Source organism: Streptomyces sp. NPDC047017 (genome assembly GCF_040644175.1).
In the GTDB taxonomy this organism is placed as follows: Bacteria; Actinomycetota; Actinomycetes; order Streptomycetales; family Streptomycetaceae; genus Streptomyces.
Window position 1 is genome coordinate 112620 of the sequence record NZ_JBEYVW010000013.1, and the last position, 19658, is coordinate 132277.

General features: G+C 73.8%; 17 protein-coding genes. 6 read left to right on the top strand and 11 right to left on the bottom strand.

Features of this window, described 5'->3' with window-relative positions; all coding sequences use genetic code 11:
• Nucleotides 1–37 precede the first annotated feature (37 nt).
• Nucleotides 38–343 carry a DUF6087 family protein gene (locus tag ABZ858_RS22180; protein WP_361381126.1) on the bottom strand — a complete coding sequence of 102 codons (306 nt, stop codon included), beginning with the start codon at nucleotides 341–343 and terminating at the stop codon, nucleotides 38–40.
• Between the two features lie 161 nt (nucleotides 344–504).
• On the opposite strand from ABZ858_RS22180, the gene ABZ858_RS22185 reads away from it, so the two are divergent.
• Complete coding sequence (locus tag ABZ858_RS22185; protein ID WP_361381128.1) at nucleotides 505–987, top strand: hypothetical protein; 483 nt, start codon at nucleotides 505–507, stop codon at nucleotides 985–987.
• A 69-nt stretch (nucleotides 988–1056) separates the two neighbouring features.
• Here ABZ858_RS22185 and ABZ858_RS22190 read toward each other — a convergent pair whose 3' ends face one another.
• Entirely contained in the window at nucleotides 1057–1263 is a 207-nt protein-coding gene (locus ABZ858_RS22190) for a DUF397 domain-containing protein (protein ID WP_361381130.1), read from the bottom strand.
• Nucleotides 1241–2095: a helix-turn-helix transcriptional regulator gene (locus tag ABZ858_RS22195; protein WP_361381133.1), complete on the bottom strand. Its 855-nt coding sequence runs from the start codon at nucleotides 2093–2095 to the stop codon at nucleotides 1241–1243. Before ABZ858_RS22195 ends, ABZ858_RS22190 begins: the two co-directional genes overlap by 23 nt.
• Before the next feature lie 120 nt (nucleotides 2096–2215).
• On the opposite strand from ABZ858_RS22195, the gene ABZ858_RS22200 reads away from it, so the two are divergent.
• Nucleotides 2216–2425, top strand: coding sequence for a hypothetical protein (locus tag ABZ858_RS22200; protein WP_361381135.1), 210 nt, complete (start codon nucleotides 2216–2218; stop codon nucleotides 2423–2425).
• Complete coding sequence (locus ABZ858_RS22205; RefSeq protein ID WP_361381139.1) at nucleotides 2422–2805, top strand: ATP-binding protein; 384 nt, start codon at nucleotides 2422–2424, stop codon at nucleotides 2803–2805. Before ABZ858_RS22200 ends, ABZ858_RS22205 begins: the two co-directional genes overlap by 4 nt.
• Nucleotides 2806–2808: 3 nt before the next feature.
• On the opposite strand, the gene purH is transcribed toward ABZ858_RS22205, so the two are convergent.
• Together purH and purN are read right to left on the bottom strand one after the other, a co-directional pair.
• The gene (gene purH / locus ABZ858_RS22210; protein ID WP_361381142.1) at nucleotides 2809–4374 is read right to left on the bottom strand and encodes a bifunctional phosphoribosylaminoimidazolecarboxamide formyltransferase/IMP cyclohydrolase; all 1566 of its coding nucleotides are present in this window, start codon (nucleotides 4372–4374) and stop codon (nucleotides 2809–2811) included.
• Nucleotides 4371–5000, bottom strand: a complete 630-nt coding sequence (gene purN / locus ABZ858_RS22215) for a phosphoribosylglycinamide formyltransferase (protein ID WP_361381145.1) — start codon at nucleotides 4998–5000, stop codon at nucleotides 4371–4373. Before purN ends, purH begins: the two co-directional genes overlap by 4 nt.
• Before the next feature lie 319 nt (nucleotides 5001–5319).
• On the opposite strand from purN, the gene ABZ858_RS22220 reads away from it, so the two are divergent.
• Nucleotides 5320–6189, top strand: a complete 870-nt coding sequence (locus ABZ858_RS22220; protein WP_361381148.1) for a hypothetical protein — start codon at nucleotides 5320–5322, stop codon at nucleotides 6187–6189.
• Between the two features lie 43 nt (nucleotides 6190–6232).
• Here the strand turns inward: ABZ858_RS22220 and ABZ858_RS22225 are convergent, their stop codons facing one another.
• Nucleotides 6233–7963 (bottom strand): DUF6350 family protein, encoded by a 1731-nt coding sequence (locus ABZ858_RS22225; RefSeq protein ID WP_361381151.1) that lies wholly within the window; start codon nucleotides 7961–7963, stop codon nucleotides 6233–6235.
• A 93-nt stretch (nucleotides 7964–8056) separates the two neighbouring features.
• Here ABZ858_RS22225 and ABZ858_RS22230 point away from each other — a divergent pair, with 93 nt between their 5' ends.
• On the top strand, nucleotides 8057–9325 hold the full coding sequence (locus tag ABZ858_RS22230; RefSeq protein WP_361381154.1) for a sigma factor-like helix-turn-helix DNA-binding protein: 1269 nt from the start codon (nucleotides 8057–8059) through the stop codon (nucleotides 9323–9325).
• 123 nt (nucleotides 9326–9448) lie between these two features.
• Here ABZ858_RS22230 and sucD read toward each other — a convergent pair whose 3' ends face one another.
• From sucD to ABZ858_RS22255, 5 genes are all read right to left on the bottom strand, one after another.
• Nucleotides 9449–10366 (bottom strand): succinate--CoA ligase subunit alpha, encoded by a 918-nt coding sequence (gene sucD, locus ABZ858_RS22235; protein ID WP_361381157.1) that lies wholly within the window; start codon nucleotides 10364–10366, stop codon nucleotides 9449–9451.
• Between the two features lie 28 nt (nucleotides 10367–10394).
• Entirely contained in the window at nucleotides 10395–11576 is a 1182-nt protein-coding gene (sucC, locus tag ABZ858_RS22240) for an ADP-forming succinate--CoA ligase subunit beta (protein WP_361381160.1), read from the bottom strand.
• A 935-nt stretch (nucleotides 11577–12511) separates the two neighbouring features.
• A complete protein-coding gene (locus ABZ858_RS22245; protein ID WP_361381163.1) occupies nucleotides 12512–13702 on the bottom strand; it encodes a VWA domain-containing protein in 1191 nt (396 codons plus the stop codon).
• Entirely contained in the window at nucleotides 13699–16785 is a 3087-nt protein-coding gene (locus tag ABZ858_RS22250) for a DUF5682 family protein (protein ID WP_361381166.1), read from the bottom strand. Before ABZ858_RS22250 ends, ABZ858_RS22245 begins: the two co-directional genes overlap by 4 nt.
• Before the next feature lie 129 nt (nucleotides 16786–16914).
• Nucleotides 16915–18105, bottom strand: a complete 1191-nt coding sequence (locus ABZ858_RS22255; protein ID WP_361381169.1) for an AAA family ATPase — start codon at nucleotides 18103–18105, stop codon at nucleotides 16915–16917.
• 132 nt (nucleotides 18106–18237) lie between these two features.
• Here ABZ858_RS22255 and ABZ858_RS22260 point away from each other — a divergent pair, with 132 nt between their 5' ends.
• Nucleotides 18238–19596, top strand: coding sequence for an SWIM zinc finger family protein (locus ABZ858_RS22260; protein WP_361381172.1), 1359 nt, complete (start codon nucleotides 18238–18240; stop codon nucleotides 19594–19596).
• Nucleotides 19597–19658: the final 62 nt, after the last annotated feature.

Consider the following 19658-nt stretch of genomic DNA (forward strand, 5'->3'; position numbering starts at 1 on the left):
CTGAGACTTCCGAGGTACCGGTACGGCGCGGGATGGATCAGCAGGGCGGCTCGGCGGAAGCGACGCCACTGCCGGGACCCGCCTCGTCGACCCATTTCTGGGCGGTCATGAGATCAGGTGCCGTGCCCGCGAGTTCGTAGCGGAAGCCGTTCCACGCCTCCAGCGCCCGGGGCTCGCACGGGTGAAGGTGACCGCCACCGCCGTGCAGCGGACGGTGCCTGCGGTAGATGTCGAGCGGCGGCCGGCGCCGCTTCCGGTACGCCGCGAGCGGATCACCGGCGTCGACGCGCGGCACCGCGCGGGAGGGCTGGTTCGGCGGTCCGGGTCGGGAGTGCTTGCCCATGACCCGATGTTCTCAGGCCGCGACCGAGGCGAGGAGGAAGACGAGTCGTGGTCCCAGGGGCGGGTGGACCGCGCGACCCTGAGACTTCCGAGGTACCGGCCCGGCGCGGGCGTCGGCATGGTGGTACCACTCCGCTTCGGCGGTACGACCACCTTCGTCACATGGGGGAACCTGTGAACGTGAAGAAGCCCGCCGCGCTGCTCGCCGCAGCCGCCGCACTGATCGCCGGTACCTCGGTCGCGGCCTCCGCCGCCGATCCGGCCGGCACCCGGGTGACCAGTCTCCAGCAGAGGGCCGAGCAGGTCCTCGCCGGGCACCCGAAGGTCCTGCACGCCTCCGCCGACGCCGTCCGGTACGACGGTCTCACCGTCACCGCCGCGCCCAAGAACCAGGCCGCCCTGAAGGACCTGGACTGCGCGTACGGCCACCTCTGCATGATCGTCAACGGCCAGAAGTTCGACTTCTACAAGTGCCAGACGTGGAACCTGACCAACTGGACCGGCAACGGTCCCTTCACCAACAACCAGACGCCCGGCACGGTCGCCAAGTTCTTCAACAAGGACGGCAGCGTCCGCTGGACCTCCACGGCGTACCAGGCCGGTACGGCCACCTGGGACCCGATCTGGTCGCTGCGCCCCTGCTGAACGGGGCCCGCGTGACAGCGGTGGCCTCCGGCCCCTCCTGGGGGAGGGCCGGAGGCCACCGCCGTACGTTCACTGGTTCTTGAGTGAGAAGAGGAAGGGCGCCCAGGCGCGCGACGGGAAGAGGAGGACGGGTCCTGTGGGGTTCTTGGAGTCGCGGACGGGGACGAGGGCGGGCAGGGCGTCGGCTACCTCTACGCAGTCCGCGCCATCGCCGTTGCTGTAACTGCTCTTGCGCCAGGCGACGGCACTCAGGTCAATCTGCCTGCTGTGCTTCATTTCGGTAGTCCCTCGCTGCATCTTCGACCAAGGCCAGGGACTCGTCAGGTGGTAATGCGACGGCCCTGAGCAGATCGTACGCCCTCCGATAGTCGTTCACGAGGGCCGGATAATCCGTGATCTGCCCGGTGAAGTCGTTCTCCGTCCACACCAGTGGAGGGGCGTCGGTGAAGGTCATGATCTTGGCCATGCCAAGCATGAGAGGGTGCGCCCGGGTCGTTGCCGGGACGATCTGCAAAATGCTCTCTGTGGAACGGACCAGGTCGGCAATGTGCTCCAACTGCCCGGCCATCGCAGCAGGCGCAACCAGTGGGTTGCGAATGAGCGCTTCCCGGAGGATTCCCCAGTAAATGGGCCGGTCGGGCCGCTGCCACAGCTCCGAGCGCTTGATGCGCGTGCGGACGCGCTCCTCGACTACGTCCGGGGACAGCGACGGCTTCCCGTTCCGCATGAGCACCCGCATGTACGGCTCAGTCTGAAGAAGGCCGGGAAAGACGCTGGGCGCCCACTCCTCAAGCGTCACCGCCTGCTTCTCCAGGTCCGGCACATCGGCGTAGTACAGCGGATACCCGGCGTTCCTCGACTTGGCGACGTCTTCACACCGCCGCTCGAAAAACCCGTCCGTGCCCAGCTTCTGATCCACATGCCGGGCGAAGTCCAGCGGCATCCGCCGCTCACCCCGCTCGATCTGGCTCAGGAACGAGATCCCCCGGAAGCTGCCCTCGGCCAACTGCTCCAGGGTCAGGCCCGCCGATTCCCTCTTGAAGCGCAGCTCCGCGCCGTAGAAGGAAGGGACACTGGCCGACGCGTCGGGGTCCTTGCGAACGGGCACAACCCATCACCACCGTTTTGTAACTTAACCGTGTGCAATTCAAACCCCTTTCACGGTACGCCGGTTCACGCCACTGTGTGAGTGCTTCGTCACGCATCGCACACAGAAAGGCGTACGCCCGTGCCGCATCCCCACATCCAGGAAGCCGAAGCCCGCCTGGAGGCACTGCGCGCCGCACTCGCCGCGCACGGCATCACCCTCCCCTCGCTCGCGCTCGAACTGCCCTCGCTCACCGGGGCGTACGCGGCCCCGCTCATCGCACTCGGGAACTGCAACCTGGACACCGCGCGGGCGCTGGCCGCGGCGCTGCGTGAGGGGGCGGCGGGGTGAGGGCGCCGCTGGCGCTGGAGCTGGCCGCGCTGCCCAAGGCCGTGCCGGAGGCGCGGCGGGCGGTGCGCGCGTACCTCGGGGTGCCGTGCCCGGACGTGCAGCTGTGTGTGAGCGAGCTGCTGGCCAATGTGATCCGGCACGTCGGGGAGGGCACCCCGGTGTCGCTGCGGGTGCACGGCACGGGCGGCGGCCGGGCCCGGGTGGAGGTCACCGACCGGGAGCCGCACGCGTGGCTGGTGGTGCGGCACGCGGGCGCGGAGGAGGAGTCCGGGCGGGGACTCCTCCTCCTCGACTCGGTCGCGCTGCGCTGGGGCGTACGGCAGGAGACGGACGGGAAGACCGTCTGGTGCGACGTTCCCCTCAGCGCGGGGAGCGGGTGACGGTCAGTGGAAGAAGTGGCGCGTGCCCGTGAAGTACATGGTCACGCCCGCCTCCTTCGCCGCCTCCACGACCTGCTCGTCACGGATGGAGCCGCCCGGCTGCACGATCGCCTTCACCCCGGCCGCGATGAGGATCTCGGGGCCGTCCGGGAAGGGGAAGAACGCGTCGGAGGCGGCGTAGGAACCGCGCGCCCGCTCCTCGCCGGCCCGCTCGACCGCGAGCTTGCAGGAGTCGACGCGGTTGACCTGGCCCATGCCGACGCCGACCGAGGCGCCGCCCTTGGCGAGCAGGATCGCGTTGGACTTCACGGCCCGGCACGCCTTCCAGGCGAAGGCGAGTTCGGCCAGCTCACTGGCGGACAGCGCCTCGCCGCTGGCCAGGGTCCAGTTCGCCGGGTCGTCGCCGTCGGCCTGGAGCCGGTCGGTGACCTGGAGCAGCGCGCCGCCGTCGATCGGCTTGACCTCGGCCGGGTGGGAGGGCGCGGCCGGGGCCTTCAGCACCCGGATGTTCTTCTTCCGGGCGAGGGCTTCGAGCGCCCCCTCCTCGTAGTCCGGGGCGACGATGACCTCGGTGAAGATGTCCGCGACCTGCTCGGCCAGCTCCTTGCTGACCGGCCGGTTCACGGCGATCACACCGCCGTAGGCGGAGACCGGGTCGCAGGCGTGCGCCTTGCGGTGCGCCTCGGCGACGTCCGCGCCGGTGGCGATGCCGCACGGATTGGCGTGCTTGATGATCGCCACGCACGGCTCGTCGTGGTCGTACGCGGCACGGCGGGCGGCGTCCGTGTCCGTGTAGTTGTTGTACGACATCTCCTTGCCGTGCAGCTGCTCGGCCTCGGCGAGGCCGGTGCCGGTGCCGTCGACGTAGAGCGCGGCGGGCTGGTGCGGGTTCTCGCCGTAGCGCAGGGTGCTCTTGCGCTCCAGGGTGGCGCCGAGGAAGTCGGGGAAGGCCGAGTCGTCCACGGGCGCGTAGGAGGCGGCGAACCAGCCGGCCACCGCGATGTCGTAGGACGCCGTGTGCTGGAACGCCTCGGCGGCCAGCCGCTTGCGCGCGGTCAGGTCGAAGCCGCCGTCGCGCACGGCGGCCAGCACGTCGGCGTACCGCCCGGGGCTGGTGACGACCGCGACCGAGGGGTGGTTCTTGGCGGCGGCGCGGACCATGGAGGGGCCGCCGATGTCGATCTGCTCCACGCATTCGTCGGGCGAGGCACCCGAGGCGACGGTCTCGCGGAACGGGTAGAGGTTGACCACGACGAGGTCGAACGGCTCCACGCCCAGCTCCGCGAGCTGCCGCCGGTGGTCCTCCAGGCGCAGGTCGGCGAGGATGCCCGCGTGCACCTTGGGGTGCAGGGTCTTGACCCGGCCGTCCAGGCACTCGGGGAAGCCGGTCAGCTCCTCGACCTTGGTGACGGGGACGCCGGCGGCGGCGATCCGGCCGGCCGTGGACCCGGTGGAGACCAGCTCCACCCCGGCCTCGTGCAGCCCGCGCGCCAGCTCCTCCAGGCCGGTCTTGTCGTAGACGCTGACGAGCGCGCGCCGGATGGGCCGCTTGTTGCTCTCGGCGGTCACAGGATTACTACCTTTCGTCCCTCGATGCGATGGCCGTGGCGGGCGAGCCGGCTCACGACCTCGACGAGCAGCCTTCGCTCGACTTCCTTGATGCGCTCGTGCAGCGCGCTCTCGTCGTCCTCGTCCCGGATCTCGACCACGCCCTGGGCGATGATCGGGCCGGTGTCGACGCCGTCGTCGACGAAGTGGACGGTGCAGCCGGTGACCTTGGCGCCGTACGCGAGCGCGTCACGGACGCCGTGGGCGCCGGGAAAACTGGGCAGCAGCGCGGGGTGCGTGTTCACGAACCGCCCGCCGAACCGGGCGAGGAACCGCTTCCCCACGATCTTCATGAACCCGGCGGAGACCACGAGGTCGGGCTCGTGGGCGGCGACCGCCTCGGTGAGCGCCGCGTCCCAGTCGTCGCGCGAGCCGTGGTCCCTGACCTTGCACACGAAGGTCGGCAGCCCGGCGCGCTCGGCGCGGGCCAGCCCCTCGACGCCCTCGCGGTCGGCGCCCACGGCGACGATCTCGGCGCCGTACGACTCGGCTCCGGTCTCGGCGATCGCGTCGAGCAGCGCCTGCAGATTGGTGCCTGATCCGGAGACCAGCACGACGAGGCGCTTGGCCACGGGCTTGGCGGCCACGGCGGGGCCCTTTCTCGGGGAAGCGTTTGTACGGTCGTACGAATGCTTCGCGCCCCCGGATACGGGGAAGCCTACGAAGCGGCCGACCGCCAGCAACGATACCGGCACTCCGGACGGCCCCCATGGGACGGGTGCGTGGCCGGAAGGTAGCGTCTGCACCGGGCTGGTACGGGGAGGCGCCGGGATGCTCGGGGAACGTGCTCCGCGTGCTGTGCGTTGGAGGGGGCAGGGGTCCTTTCGAAGGCTCCTCCGGACCAGCCTCCGGACCAGTTGTGACCCACTTGACTCACCTGACTCACCGAGGGACGACGCTCACTTGATGCCGGACCGCAGCCTGCGACTCCTCACGCTTCCTCCGCAGACGGCGCAGGGAGGGGAGCGCGGCGCAGTGCTGCTGCGGGAGCGCCCCACCTCATCGCCGGACGCGCCCTCGGGCGACGGGAAGGGCCAGGGGCGAGGGGGCGAGGGGGGCGGCGTCTCGGACGACAATCCCTTCGCACCGCCGCCGGAGGGCAGCCCCGACCGCCCCTGGCAGCCCCGGCACCCCTCGGGCGGGGACGGGCAGGGCCAAGGACAGGGGCAGGGACAGGGGCAAGGACAGGCGCCGGGGCAGGGTCCGGGGCAGGGGCAGGGACAGGGGCGTGCGCCCTGGGGCAGCCAGTGGAGCGACCGTCAGCCGGGCCGCTCCTCCGGCGGCTTCGGTGAGCGTCCGCGGCAGCGGCCCGGGCCCGGCGGTCCGGGCGGCCCCGAGGGACCGGCGGGCGGTCCCGGCAAGCCCGGTTCCGGCATGCGCTGGGACCCCGCGGACCCCGCCCAGCGCCGCGCCCGGTTTGCCCTGCTCTCCGGCATGTGGGCCTTCTTCTTCGTCCTGTTCGGCTGGTCGCCGGTGGCCCTGCTGCTCGGCGCGCTCGCCCTGTACTGGAGCATCAGCGCCCTGCGCGCCAAGCCGGGCACATCCGGACCGAACGCCGCCCCGGCGCCCGACAGCCGCCCGCAGGTGACGGCGGCGGTCACCGGCCTGGTCACCGGCTCGCTCGCCCTCGTCCTGGTCGCGGCGGGCTTCGCCGCGCAGTTCGTCTACCGCGACTACTACAGCTGCCTGAACGACTCCCTGACCAACCAGGCCAAGCAGTCCTGCGACCAGCACCTGCCGCGGGAACTGCGGGGGATGCTGGGCACGGAGGGCTGAGCGGGGGCGGGCGGACCGGGGCGGGACGGGGCGGGCCGGGGCGTCAGGACGGCGGAGGTTTCGTGGCGCCGGGCTCGGGTCCAGGCTCGGGAGCCGCGGAGTCCCTTGCGTCCTCGGTGGCCTCGGTGGCCGGGGCTTCTGCCGGCTTCGCCGGTTCCGTGGGCTTCGCCGGTTTCGCCGCCTCGGTGAGTGCGGTCCAGCGGGCCCGGCGGGCCTCGTCGTCGCTCTCCCAGGAGGCCGCCCCGGACGCGGGCGGATCGAGGGGCAGGACGTCGTAGGACTCCAGCGCGGCATCGGCGTCGTACCGTACGGGCACGCCGGCGCCGGTGTCCGGCAGCCGCGGCCGTCCCGCGCCCGCCGCGCCCCCGCCTTCCCTGGCGCCCTCCCTGGGCTTCCCGATCCGGTGCGCCGTCTCCCGCTCGACGGTCGCCCCGCTGGTCCAGCACCGCCAGCCCCGTACGACCACCGCCGTCGGCACGGCCGCGACCGAGGTCCACAGCAGCGCGGCCCCGGCCACCTGCCAGCCCACCGGGCCGAACCGGTCGAGCGCGGCGTTGCCCAGCGGGCCGCCCGCGAACTGCGCGAACACTCCGAGCCCCAGCGCGCACACCAGACACGCCAGCGCGGCCCCGCCCGCCGTGCGCCGCCACGGCCAGGCCCGCACCCCGGCGCCCGCCCCGTCCGGTGCGCGCCCCTCCCCCGCCGACGCGCCCCCCGACACGCTCACCGACGCGCCCGCGACGAACCAGCCGATGGTGAGCCCCGCCGCCAGCGGCACCGCCAGGGAGACCAGGTGCAGCGAGGTGCCCGGACCCGCGTCCGGCACCGCCGCCAGCAGCGGGAACGGCGGAAGCAGCGGCGCCGGCGTCGAGACGAACGGATCGACCCAGTGCCCGGCGCCGAGCAGAAAGCCCGGCCCGAGGGCGTACGCCGCCGCCCACAGCACCGCGTTCGGCAGCAGCGCCAGGCACAGCAGCAGCACGGCGAACCGCCCGGACCAGCCCTCGGTCAGCCGCAGGAAGGCGCCCTGCGCGGCCCCGGCGTGCCCCACCAGCGACACCCCGAGCACCAGCGCCCCGCCCCCGACGAACACCACCGCGCCCGCCCCGCCCGCCCGGGCCGAGGCGCCGAGCCGCGCCCGCGGCGCCGAACCGAGCAGCAGCCACCGCACACCCGGCGGCAGCTTGCGCAGCGCCCGGTCCAGAGGCGCGCGCGGGCAGCCGTACGCCGCCCATACCCCGCTGCCCGCCGCCATCGCGGCGACGAACGGCACCCACACGACCGTCCAGAACCACGCGGGGCGCAGCACCCCGCCCGCCGTGTACACCGTGGCGGCGCAGGCGACGGAGAGGTAGCCGATGAGGACGCCCGCCCAGGCGGTGCGCGGGGGGACGAGCGGTCCGCCGTCCCCGGCGTCGGTGGCGTCCCGGGCCGCCCGGTGCACCAGCAGCGCGGGCAGCACGAGCAGCAGCAGCGGCGTCACCCCGACGGGTGCGGGCACCCCGGTGAGCGTGTCGGTGCGGACCAGTTCGGCGCCGTGCGCCAGCAGCCACAGCGCGGCGGCGACGTGCAGCGCGCCGCTCGGGCCGCTGTCCGGGTACGGCGAGCTGATCCACAGCGCGATGACGAGCACGGCGAACGAGCCGAGCCCGAGGCCCGCCGCGACCACCCCGCCGAGCAGTCCGGCGCCCAGGCCGGGCGAACGGTCCCGGACACGAGTGCGCAGGCGGGGCAGCGGCGGACGCTGACGGTTCGTCTGGATCACGCCCGCCATGCTCCCAACGTCACACGCGTTACCGGCGCAACAGGCGAACCTCCGCTGTGTCGCTCAATATACGTTTATGTGCCTATTCACGCGGAGGGACGCATGGTGACGAGCAGTCAACTGACGGGGGGCCAGACCGCCCGTACGACCGGCACGGAGCCGGGGGAGCCGGGGGAGTCGCGGAATCCTGGGAGGCTGGGGAAGCAGGGGGAACTGGGGAAGTCCGAGAAGCAGGGAGAACCGGGGAAGCAGGGGGAACCGGGGAAGCAGGGGGAACCCGGGAAGCAGGGGGAACCCGGGAAGCAGGGGGAACCGGCGGAGCCTCTGACGCCCGCTCAGTCCTTCGACGCGCTCTACGCCTTCTGCGCGCCCGCCCTCGTCCGGCAGGCCTATCTGCTCACCGGCCGCCGCGACCGGGCGCGCGACGCCGTGGAGCGGGCCTTCCAACTGGCCTGGCAGCACTGGCCCCAGGTGGCCCACGACCGCGACCCGGCGGGCTGGGTGCGGGCGACGGCGTACGAGTGCGCGCTGTCCCCCTGGTACCGCTTCATCCCGCGCTACCGCCTCCCCGACCCGCCCACCGACCCCGCCGACCGCGCGCTCCAGCACGCGCTGCTGCGGCTGCCGTCGTCGTACCGCCGCACGCTCGTCCTCTACGACGGCGTCGGCCTCGACCTGCCGGAGACGGCGGCCGAGACGGAGGCCAGCACCCCGGCGGCGGCGAACCGGCTGATGCACGCCCGCGAGGCCGTCGCCACCCAGGTGCCGGAACTGGCGGACCCGGCGGAACTGCACCGGCGGCTGGCCCGGCTGGGCACGGCGGCGGCCCTGACCTCGACGGGGACGACGGGAACGACGGGGACGGCAGAGGGCGCCACGGTGGGGGCGGTCACGGCGGAGGGCGCCGGAGGGGCCGCTGGCGCCGCTGGCGCCGGAGGGGCGGGAGGCGCCGGGGGGGCGGGAGGCGCTGCCGGAGGCGCGGGAGGCGCTGCCGGAGGCGCGGGAGGCGCTGCCGGAGGCGCGGGCGCGGGGGCCGGTGTGCCCGCGCCGGCCGCGGCCCCGCCCGCTGCGCCCACCGCGCCCACCGCGCCCGCCGCCGCGTCGGCCGTGCGGACCGCCGGGGAGCGCAGCACGCGCTTCTGGACACGGTCGGCCGTGGTGTTCACGGTCACCATCATCGGCGCCACGGCGCTCACGCTGCGCACCGCGCCGACCCACTACCTCGCGCCCGTCTCCCCCGGTCACGCGGTCCAGGGGCTTCCGGCGCGGGGCGCGCTCGGCCCCCTGTCGCAGCGGGAGCAGAAGTTGCGCGCCGAGCTGAGGAAGGAGAGGGCGGCCGGACCGGAGCGGCTGTCCCCGGAGGCGGGGTAAGGCTCGCGATCGCCCCGGAAACGCCGGTGGGCCCGTTCCCTCGTGAGGGAACGGGCCCACCGGCGTCCGTGCGGAATCCCGACCGGTTCAGCCGGTTCAGCCGGTTCAGCCGGTTCAGCCGGTTCAGCCGGCCAGGATCTCCCGGGCCAGCTTGGCCGTCTCGGTCGGCGTCTTGCCGACCTTGACGCCCGCGGCCTCCAGGGCCTCCTTCTTCGCCTGGGCGGTGCCGGACGAACCGGAGACGATGGCACCGGCGTGGCCCATGGTCTTGCCCTCGGGCGCGGTGAAGCCCGCGACGTAGCCGACGACCGGCTTGGTCACGTTCTCCTTGATGAAGGCCGCGGCCCGCTCCTCGGCGTCGCCGCCGATCTCACCGATCATGACGATCAGGTCGGTGTCGGGGTCGGCCTGGAACGCGGCGAGCGCGTCGATGTGGGTGGTGCCGATGATCGGGTCACCACCGATGCCGACGGCGGTCGAGAAGCCGATGTCGCGCAGCTCGTACATCATCTGGTACGTCAGCGTGCCGGACTTCGAGACCAGGCCGATGCGGCCCGGCTTGGTGATGTCGCCCGGGATGATGCCGACGTTCGACTGGCCCGGGGTGATGATGCCGGGGCAGTTCGGGCCGATGATCCGGGTCTTGTTGCCCTTCTTGCCGGCGTACGCCCAGAAGGACGCCGAGTCGTGCACGGCGATGCCCTCGGTGATCACGACGGCCAGCGGGATCTCGGCGTCGATGGCCTCGTCGACCGCGGCCTTGGTGAACTTCTCCGGCACGAAGATGACGGAGACGTCGGCGCCGGTCTTCTCGATGGCTTCCTTGACGGTGCCGAAGACGGGTACCTCGATGGGGGCCCCTCCCTGGCCCTTCGGGCCTTGGGGGACGTCGAAGTCCACGGACTGACCCGCCTTGCGCGGGTTCACGCCGCCCACGACGTTGGTGCCATCGCCGAGCATGAGCTTGGTGTGCTTCATGCCGGTGGCGCCGGTCATGCCCTGGACGATGACCTTGCTGTCCTTGTTGAGCCAGATAGCCATGGTGTGTTGGTGTCCTCGTCCTGAGTGCTTACTTGGCGGCGTGGGCCAGCTCGGCGGCCTTGTCGGCCGCGCCGTCCATGGTGTCGACGCGCTGGACCAGCGGGTGGTTGGCGTCGGTGAGGATCTTCCGGCCCAGCTCGGCGTTGTTGCCGTCGAGGCGGACGACGAGCGGCTTCTCGACCTTCTCGCCGCGGTCCTCCAGGAGCTTCAGGGCCTGCACGATGCCGTTGGCGACCTCGTCGCAGGCGGTGATGCCGCCGAAGACGTTGACGAAGACGGACCGGACGTCCGGGTCGCCGAGGATGATCTCCAGGCCGTTCGCCATGACCTGGGCGGAGGCGCCACCGCCGATGTCCAGGAAGTTGGCGGGCTTGACGTTGCCGTGCTTCTCACCGGCGTACGCGACGACGTCCAGGGTGCTCATGACGAGACCCGCGCCGTTGCCGATGATGCCGACCTCGCCGTCCAGCTTGACGTAGTTGAGGTTCTTCTCCTTGGCAGCGGCCTCGAGCGGGTTGGCCGCGGCCTTGTCGTGGAGCTCCTCGAAGTCGGGGTGGCGGAACTCGGCGTTGTCGTCCAGCGACACCTTGCCGTCGAGGGCGATGACCTCGCCGGAGGCGACCTTGGCCAGCGGGTTGACCTCGACCAGGAGGGCGTCCTCCTTGATGAAGGTGTCCCACAGCTTGACCAGGACGTTCGCGATCTTGTCGGCGACCTCGGCCGGGAACTTGGCGGCCGCGACGATCTCGCGGGCCTTCTCGGGGGTCACACCGTCGATCGCGTCGATCGGGGTCTGGGCGACGGCCTCCGGACGGGTGGCCGCCACCTCCTCGATCTCCATGCCGCCCTCGACGGAGGCGATGGAGAGGAAGGTGCGGTTGGCACGGTCGAGGAGGAAGGAGACGTAGTACTCCTCGACGATTTCCGGAGCCGTCTCGGCGATCATCACCTTGTGGACCGTGTGGCCCTTGATGTCCATGCCGAGGATGTCCGTCGAACGGGCGACGGCCTCGTCCGGGGTGGCGGCGAGCTTCACGCCACCGGCCTTGCCACGACCACCGACCTTCACCTGCGCCTTGACGACGGACTTGCCGCCCAGCCGCTCGGTGATCTCGCGCGCCGCCTCAGGCGTGTCGATGACTTCACCGGCCAGCACCGGTACATCGTGCTTGGCGAAGAGGTCCCTCGCCTGGTACTCGAACAGGTCCACGCGCTTCCGTCCCTATCAGTGATCTCGCGGTTCGTTGGATGCGTGGGCGTGCCGCGAAGGGCAACGTGACGTCCGCTTGTCACTAGGGGGGCGCACACGGTGTCCGAGCGCGCGGCATGTCCATCTCGCAGGTTATCGCCGCTTGCGGGGGCGCCATAAATCGAGGGTCGCACCTGAGCGGTGATACCTGTCACATGATGCCGCTTTACCTGGCACGGCGTGCCGCGCGACGCCTCACCGGGCTGGGGCGGCGTGCCGCGCGGGTGGGCCTCACCGGGCTGGGGTGGACCCGGTGAGGCCCCTTGCGCAGCCCCGGAGGGCTCCGGGCGGATGATCCCCACCCCAATGGGGACCAGCCGGCCCTTCCGCAGGGTTCCGACCAGCCGACCGGACAAACCGACGGCTCTCGGCCATCCGGGGCTGCGGGCCCTGCGGGGTCCGACGCGGTCCGGCCCGGTCCGACGCGGTCCGGTCCGGCCCGGTCCGACCCGGTCCGGCGACCCCGACGCGAGCCGGGGGCCCTGGCGGGTTCAGTGGTCCGACGGGGCCAGTGGTCCGACGGAGCCGGTGGGCCGGCGGTTCCGGTGGGCCGGCGGGGCCAGTGGTTCGACGGGGCCAGCGGGCCGGCGGTTCCGGTGGTTCGACGGGTCCGGTCGGGCGTCGGGGGACGCGCGGCCCGTGGCGCGCGCCGAGCGCCGGGTGCGGCGTGCCGCGTGTCGGATGCCGTGCGCCAGGCGCGGTACCGATCCGCTGACGACGGGGGACCGATCCTGCACGGGCCTCTCCCCGCCGCGCAAGCCCCTGTTACCGCCGGGTAGTCACACCCGTCCCGCCCGCCGCAGTCACACCCGTCCCGCCCGCCGCAGTCACACCCGTCCGCCCGCCGTGGATCACACCGGCTCGGATACGTGGATCACACCGCCTCGGTACGTGGATCACACCGCCTCGGGTATCGGCAGCGGCCGCTTCTCGATCGCCGCCGCCATCACCTCCGGGAACAGGTCGGGCGTGCAGGCGAACGCCGGTGCGCCCAGCTCCGCGAGTGCCGCCGCGTGCTCCCGGTCGTAGGCGGGCGTGCCCTCGTCCGAGAGCGCGAGCAGCGTCACGAACTGCACTCCGGACGCCTTCATCGCCGCCACCCGCTTCAGCATCTCGTTCCGTATCCCTCCCTCGTACAGGTCGCTGATCAGCACGACCACCGTCTCCGCGGGCCGGGTGATCTGCGCCTGGCAGTACGCCAGCGCCCGGTTGATGTCCGTGCCGCCGCCGAGCTGGGTGCCGAAGAGCACGTCGACCGGGTCCTCCAGCTGGTCGGTGAGGTCGGCCACCGCCGTGTCGAAGACGACCAGCCGGGTGCTGATCGACCGCATCGACGCCAGCACCGCCCCGAACACCGACGCGTACACCACCGACGCGGCCATCGACCCGGACTGGTCGATGCAGAGGATGACCTCCTTCTTCACCGACCGGGACGCCCGCCCGTAACCGATCAGCCGTTCCGGCACGACCGTCCGGTACTCGGGCAGGTAGTGCTTGAGGTTGGCCGCGATGGTGCGGTTCCAGTCGATGTCGTGGTGGCGAGGCCGGCTGATGCGGGCGCTGCGGTCGAGCGCGCCGGTGAGGGTGGCCCGGGTGCGGGTGGCGAGCCGCTTCTCCAGGTCCTCGACGACCTTGCGCACCACCGCGCGCGCCGTCTCCTTCGTCGTCTGTGGCATCGCCTTGTTGAGCGAGAGCAGCGTGCCGACGAGGTGCACGTCCGCCTCCACCGCCTCCAGCATCTCCGGCTCCAGCAGCAGCGTGGCCAGTCCGAGCCGGTCGATGGCGTCCCGCTGCATGACCTGCACGACGGAGGAGGGGAAGTACGTGCGGATGTCCCCGAGCCACCGCGCCACCGAGGGCGCCGAGGCCCCGAGTCCCGCCGAACGGTCCCGCCCCGTCCGCCCGGCCTGCGGCTTGTCGCCCTGGCCGTAGAGCGCGGCGAGCGCGCCGTCCATCGCCGCGTCCCGCCCGGACAGCGCGCACCCGGTGCCGTCGGCCGCGTCCCCGCCGAGCACGAGCCGCCAGCGCCGCAGCCGCTCCCGCCCCGGTTCCGTACCGTCCACGCCGTACCCCTCCGTCACCGTCATCCCGCCACTCCCGCCAGTTCGTCCCCGGCCGGAGTGCCCGGCACCCCGGCCTCGTCCACTCCCAGCAGCAGCCGCACCACCGGCAGCACGGCGTCCGCCCGCTCCTCGTCGAGGGCGGCACCGAACCCGGGGGCGCCCGCCACCGCCGCCCCCGCCGGACCACCGCCCTGCCCGGGACCGCGCCGCACCAGCTCACCGAGCGTCCTGCGCACCCCCTGCTCGTACGCCGAGAACGTGCGCCGCAGCAGCGGCAGTACGTCCGTGAACGCCTCCGCCGGCACCCCGGTCAGCCAGGTGTCCACCAAGGCGAGCAGCCGCTCGTCGTGCACGAGCAGCATCCCGCCCCCGCCGCCGACGAAGCCCTCGATCCACGCGGCCGCGTCCGGCGGCGGCGTGCCCGGGGACAGCGCGAGCCCCATGAGCCGGGCTGCCCGGTCCGGCTCGATCCGGCCGTCGTCGAGCAGCAGCCGCACCGCGCGCCCGCGCAGGACGCCGGGCACCGTGTCCCGCCCCGACAGGACCCGGAGCACGCCGTGCCAGCGGTCGCGCAGATCACCGTGACCGGCCGTGAGGGTGTCACCGAGCAGGCCCACGGCCGTGTGCGCCGCGTCCACGTGGCGCCGCATCTGCTCGGCCGCCTCCGCGTCCAGGGCGGCGCAGGCCGGGGGCAGTCCGACGAAGACCCGCTCGGCCAGCCCGGCGGCCACCTCGGCCAGGGCCCCGGTGCCGGTGCCGCGCACATCGCCGTAGCGCAGCGAACGCACCAGGGACGGCAGGGCCTGGGCGAGGTGCCCGACGTCGGTGTCGAGCGCCGCCCGGTCCGCGAGCACGCGCATCACCACGGGCAGGGCGCCTGGCAGCTCCGCGAGCAGGCAGCGCTCGGCGAGCGCGGTCACCTCGGCGAGGGCCTGCGCCGCGGTGGCGTCGGCCTCCGCCCTGGCGGTCGCGGCGGCGAGCACGGTGGTCCCCCACACCCCGGCCTCGGCGACCCGCACCGACAGCTCAGGCTCCCAGCGCAGCCGCCAGGTCTCCCGGAAGGTGCCGGTGCTGCCCCGGGAGGCCGCGGGCTCGCCCCAGCAGACGCCGAGCAGCCGCAGCCGGTGCAGCAGCCTGCTGCGAGCCGCGTCGGTCTCCTTGCGCAGGTCCAGCTCCAGCTCCCGTTCCAGCGCCTCCGGCTTGAGGCGCAGCCGGCGCTGGAGGCGGGTGAGGTCCCGCTGCAACGGCACGGCGGGCGCCGCCTCGGGGACCTCGCCCAGGACGTCCCCGACCACGAGCCGGTCGTGCACCAGGGCCAGGGGGACGTCCGAGCCGTCGCACATCACCGCCCGCACGGCGTCGGTGGTCTCGCCCAGACCAGGCAGCGGGCGGCCGCGCATCGCCGCGAGCGTCCCGGCCAGCCGCACCGCCTCGATGACGTGCGCGGAGGACACGATCCGGTCCTCCGCCCGCAGCAGCCCCGCGACCTTGGTCAGCCACCGCTCCACGGGCCGGTCCGGTACGTCGAACAGATGGGCGTACCAGCCGGGCGCGTCGATGCCCGCGCCGTAGCCGCTGCCCCGGGACAGCCGGCGGTGCGTCCACGGCACCCAGGTCATGTCCGCCTTGACCTTGGGCAGGCCCTTCAACAGCGCCCGGTCGGCCGCGACGGTGGCCTTCCGGCGCAGCGCGGGCACGTGCCAGGCGCCGCACACCACGGCCACGCCGTCCCCGAACTCACGCTGCGCCGCCCGCACCTGGAGCCGCATATGGGCCTCGCGCACGAGGTCCCGCTCGTCGCCGGGGTACGCCTCGCGCAGCGCCCCCATGGCCTCCTCCAGCACCAGGAAGGGAGCGAACACGTCCTTCTCCCCCACCCCCCGGTGCTCGACCACGTCCTCCCACCACCGCTCGGGATCGTCATACCCGGCGGCACCGGCGAGCGCGGCGAGCGGATCGACGCGGACGTCCCCACCAGGGGCCGCGTCCTCCTGGCCCCCGAGGGTGGCGTCCTGCGGGTCGTCGGAGGCCACATCCCGAGAGCCACCGGAGGCGGCCACCTCCGAGCCGCCTGGAGCCACGTCCTCCGGGCCGCCCAAGGCCGCGTCCTCCGGGCCGGCAGGCACTGCGTCCCCCAGGCCGCCCGAGGCCGCGTCCTCCGAGCCACCAGGCACTGCGTCCCCCAGGCCGCCCGAGGCCGCGTCCTCCGAGCCACCAGGCACTGCGTCCCCCAGGCCGCCCGGGGCCACGTCCTCCGAGCCACCAGGCACTGCGTCCCCCAGGCCGCCCGAGGCCGCGTCCTCCGAGCCGCCAGGCACTGCGTCCCCCAGGCCGCCCGAGGCCGCGTCCTCCGGGTCGGCAGGCACTGCGTCCCCCAGGCCGCCTGGAGCCGCAGCCTGCGAGCCACCGGAGGCAGCCCCCTCCGGGTCGCCGGGGGCGGCCGGACCGTCCGAAGCAGCCGGACCGGCCGCGCCGGACGTACCGGACCTGCCGGACCTGCCTGCCGCCTCCGGCAGCCCGCCGGACGAACGGCCGCCGGACGGACGGTCATCGGCCGGACGGTCATCGGCCGGACCGCCGTCGGACAGACCTCCGCCGGACGGAGATACGCCGCCCGGGCGTTCCGCGGTCCCCTCCTCCGCGGAACGCCCGTCGCGCGCCCGGCCGTCCGTGCCGGCCGGGCCCCCGGCGTCCCCCGTTCGCGCCGGGGAGTCGCCGTCGTCCATGGGGGTGCCCGTGCCGTCCCGGTCCCACGCCAGGGTATGCGTGGCCGGCAGGTCGATGAAGCGGGCCGGGACACGGTGCTCCAGGGCCCAGCGGATCGCGACCCACTCCGGGGAGAACCCGGCCAGGGGCCAGAACGCCGAGCGGCCGGGCTCGTCCACGGCGTGGGCGAGGAGGGCGACCGGGGGCCGCATGTCCTCGTCCGCGGCGAGCGGGATCAGCGCGTCGGCCTCCGGCGGGCCCTCGATCAGCACCACCCGCGGCCGGGCGGCCTCCAGCGCCGCCCGGACCGCCCGCGCGGAACCGGGCCCGTGGTGCCGCACCCCCAGCAGCAGCGGCCCGGCACCGGGCCCGCGGCCCCCCGTCCCCTCAACTCCGCTCACACCGTCCCCCTCGTGCACGTCGCCGGCCGCCCCGCCCGCCCGTCCAGCTGGGCTCGTCCTCCGTGCGGGCCCGCACCCGCGCCGCACCGCCGGCCGGCGCCCCCGCCCGGCTCGCCCTCATGTCCCGGCTCACGCGCTCACCTCCCGGCAGGCCCGGTAGAAGTCCTTCCAGCCGTCGCGCTCGCGGACCACCGCCTCCAGGTACTCCTGCCAGACGACACGGTCGGCGGCCGGATCGCGGACGACCGCGCCGAGGATGCCCGCGGCGACGTCACCGGCCCGCAGCACGCCGTCGCCGAAGTGGGCGGCCAGGGCGAGCCCGTTGGTGACCACCGAGATCGCCTCGGCCGTCGACAGCGTGCCGCTGGGCGACTTCAGCTTCGTCCGGCCGTCCGTGGTCACGCCGTCGCGCAGCTCCCGGAAGACGGTCACGACCCGGCGGATCTCGTCGATGCCGTCCGGCACGGCCGGCAGGTCGAGGGAGCGGCCGATCTGCTCGACGCGGCGGGTGACGATGTCCACCTCGGCGTCGGGACTCTCCGGCAGCGGCAGCACCACCGTGTTGAACCGGCGCCGCAGGGCGCTGGAGAGGTCGTTGACACCGCGGTCGCGGTCGTTGGCGGTGGCGATCAGGTTGAACCCGCGGACCGCCTGCACCTCCTCGCCCAGCTCCGGTATCGGCAGGGTCTTCTCCGACAGGATCGTGATCAGCGAGTCCTGGACGTCGGCGGGGATACGGGTCAGCTCCTCGACGCGGGCGGTCATCCCCTGTGCCATGGCCCGCATGACGGGGCTGGGCACGAGGGCGTCGCGGCTCGGGCCGTGCGCCAGCAGCCGCGCGTAGTTCCAGCCGTAGCGGATCGCCTCCTCCGGAGTGCCCGCGGTGCCCTGCACCAGCAGCGTGGAATCACCGCTGACCGCGGCGGCGAGATGCTCGGACACCCAGGTCTTCGCCGTGCCCGGCACCCCGAGCAGCAGCAGGGCCCGGTCGGTGGCGAGGGTGGTCACGGCGACCTCGACGATGCGGCGCGGGCCGACGTACTTCGGTGTGATCACCGTGCCGTCCGGGAGCGTGCCGCCGAGGAGGTAGGTCGCCACCGCCCACGGCGACAGCTTCCAGCGCTCCGGTCGCGGGCGGTCGTCCTGCGCGGCCAGCGCGGCCAGTTCGGCGGCGAAGGCGTTCTCGGCGTGCGGTCGCAGCGCCTCACCGCCCCCGTCGCCCACCGCGTTCACGGGCGCGGAGTGGTGCTGGCTCGGTTCGACGGGTGTCGGTTCGACAGATGTCGGTTCGACGGATGTCGGTTCGACGGACACAGACATGGCTGAGGCCCCCTCCAGCTCGGCCGGTTCGGATCTGGTTCCACCGTGCACCACGCCACTGACAATGCGTTGTGACCTGCGCAAACGCTCTCTCCGGGCCGATTGTCAGTGGGGGGATCTACCTTCGATGGCATGACTCAGCAGGGGGTGCGCTGGAGTGCGGACCAGGTGCTGGCACTGGCACCTGACGTCGCGTCACGCAAAGCGGGAAGCAAACTCGGCACGGCCGGGCCGTGGTCGCAGGCGGGGAGTTCGGACGAGGGGGTGTGGGGACTGTGCAAGGGCAGCGGCAGCAAGCCGTACCAGACGGTGGTGGACATCGCCGACGCGGCGGGACCGGCGTACAAGTGCAGTTGTCCCAGCCGGAAGTTCCCGTGCAAGCACGCCCTCGGGCTGCTCCTGCTGTGGGCGGCCGAGGACGCCGCGGTCGGCACGGTGTGGGCCGGGCAGGTGCCGGACTGGGCCGGGCAGTGGCTGGCCGGCCGGCGCAGGCGGGCGGTGGAGAAGACGGCGGCGCGGGCGGCCGGCGAGACCGGTGCCGCTGATCCGGAGGCGGCGCGGCGCCGCGCCGAGCGCCGGGCCGAGCGGATCACCGCGGGGGCGACGGAGCTGGAGCAGCGCCTGACCGACCTGCTGCGCGGCGGCCTGGCCGGCGCGGAGCAGGAGGGGTACGGGCTGTGGGAGGAGACCGCCGCCCGCATGGTCGACGCGCAGGCCCCGGGGCTGGCGGCGCGGGTGCGGGAACTGGGTGCGATACCCGCCTCCGGGCCGGGCTGGCCGGTGCGGCTGCTGGAGGAGTGCGCGCTGCTGCACCTGCTGGACCAGGGCTGGCTGCGGCGCGAGCGGCTGCCGGAGCCACTGGCGGCGACGGTGCGTTCCCGCGTCGGCCTGCCCGGTTCCCCGGACGGGCCGCCGGTGCGCGACCGCTGGCTCGTCCTCGCCCAGTACGACACGGCGGACGCGAAGCTGACCACCCGCCGGATCTGGCTGCACGGCATCGGCTCCGGCCGTACGGCCCTGCTGCTGTCCTACGGCGCGGCCGGCCGCGCCCCGGAGCCGGCGCTGCCGGTGGGTCTGGCCCTGGACGCGGAGGTCACCCCGTATCCGGGCGCCGGGCAGCCGCGCGCGGCCCTCGGTGAACAGTTCGCGCCCCCGGCGCCCGTCCGGGCCCGCCCGCCCGGTGTGACGACGGCGCGGGCAGCGGCGCGCTACGGCGAGGCGCTGCGGGAGGACCCGTGGCTGGAGTCCGTCCCGGTGACGCTCGCGGAGGTGATACCGGTCCCGGCCGGCGACTCCTGGCAGCTGGCCGACGCCCGGGCCGGCACCGCGCTGCCCCTCACCGCCGCGGCCCGCAGCCGTCCGGGGCTGTGGCGGCTGGTCGCCCTGTCGGGCGGCGCGCCCGTCACGGTCTTCGGCGAGTGCGGCCACCGCGGTTTCACGCCCCTGACGGCCTGGCCGCAGGGCGACGGAGCGCCGGTGACGCTGTGTTGAACAGAGAGATGCACAGCGCCACATCGGCCGCCGCGGCGGCCCCCGTCCGTCCGGCATTGGAG

Coding starts and splice junctions, on each gene's coding strand:
- ABZ858_RS22190 (WP_361381130.1), bottom strand. CDS start 1,263: ATGAAGCACAGCAGGCAGATTGACCTGAGTGCCGTCGCCTGGCGCAAG.
- ABZ858_RS22225 (WP_361381151.1), bottom strand. CDS start 7,963: ATGGCGGGCGTGATCCAGACGAACCGTCAGCGTCCGCCGCTGCCCCGC.
- sucD (WP_361381157.1), bottom strand. CDS start 10,366: ATGGCTATCTGGCTCAACAAGGACAGCAAGGTCATCGTCCAGGGCATG.
- ABZ858_RS22180 (WP_361381126.1), bottom strand. CDS start 343: ATGGGCAAGCACTCCCGACCCGGACCGCCGAACCAGCCCTCCCGCGCG.
- ABZ858_RS22185 (WP_361381128.1), top strand. CDS start 505: ATGGGGGAACCTGTGAACGTGAAGAAGCCCGCCGCGCTGCTCGCCGCA.
- ABZ858_RS22220 (WP_361381148.1), top strand. CDS start 5,320: ATGCCGGACCGCAGCCTGCGACTCCTCACGCTTCCTCCGCAGACGGCG.
- ABZ858_RS22245 (WP_361381163.1), bottom strand. CDS start 13,702: ATGACGGTGACGGAGGGGTACGGCGTGGACGGTACGGAACCGGGGCGG.
- ABZ858_RS22260 (WP_361381172.1), top strand. CDS start 18,238: ATGACTCAGCAGGGGGTGCGCTGGAGTGCGGACCAGGTGCTGGCACTG.
- ABZ858_RS22230 (WP_361381154.1), top strand. CDS start 8,057: ATGGTGACGAGCAGTCAACTGACGGGGGGCCAGACCGCCCGTACGACC.
- ABZ858_RS22255 (WP_361381169.1), bottom strand. CDS start 18,105: ATGTCTGTGTCCGTCGAACCGACATCCGTCGAACCGACATCTGTCGAA.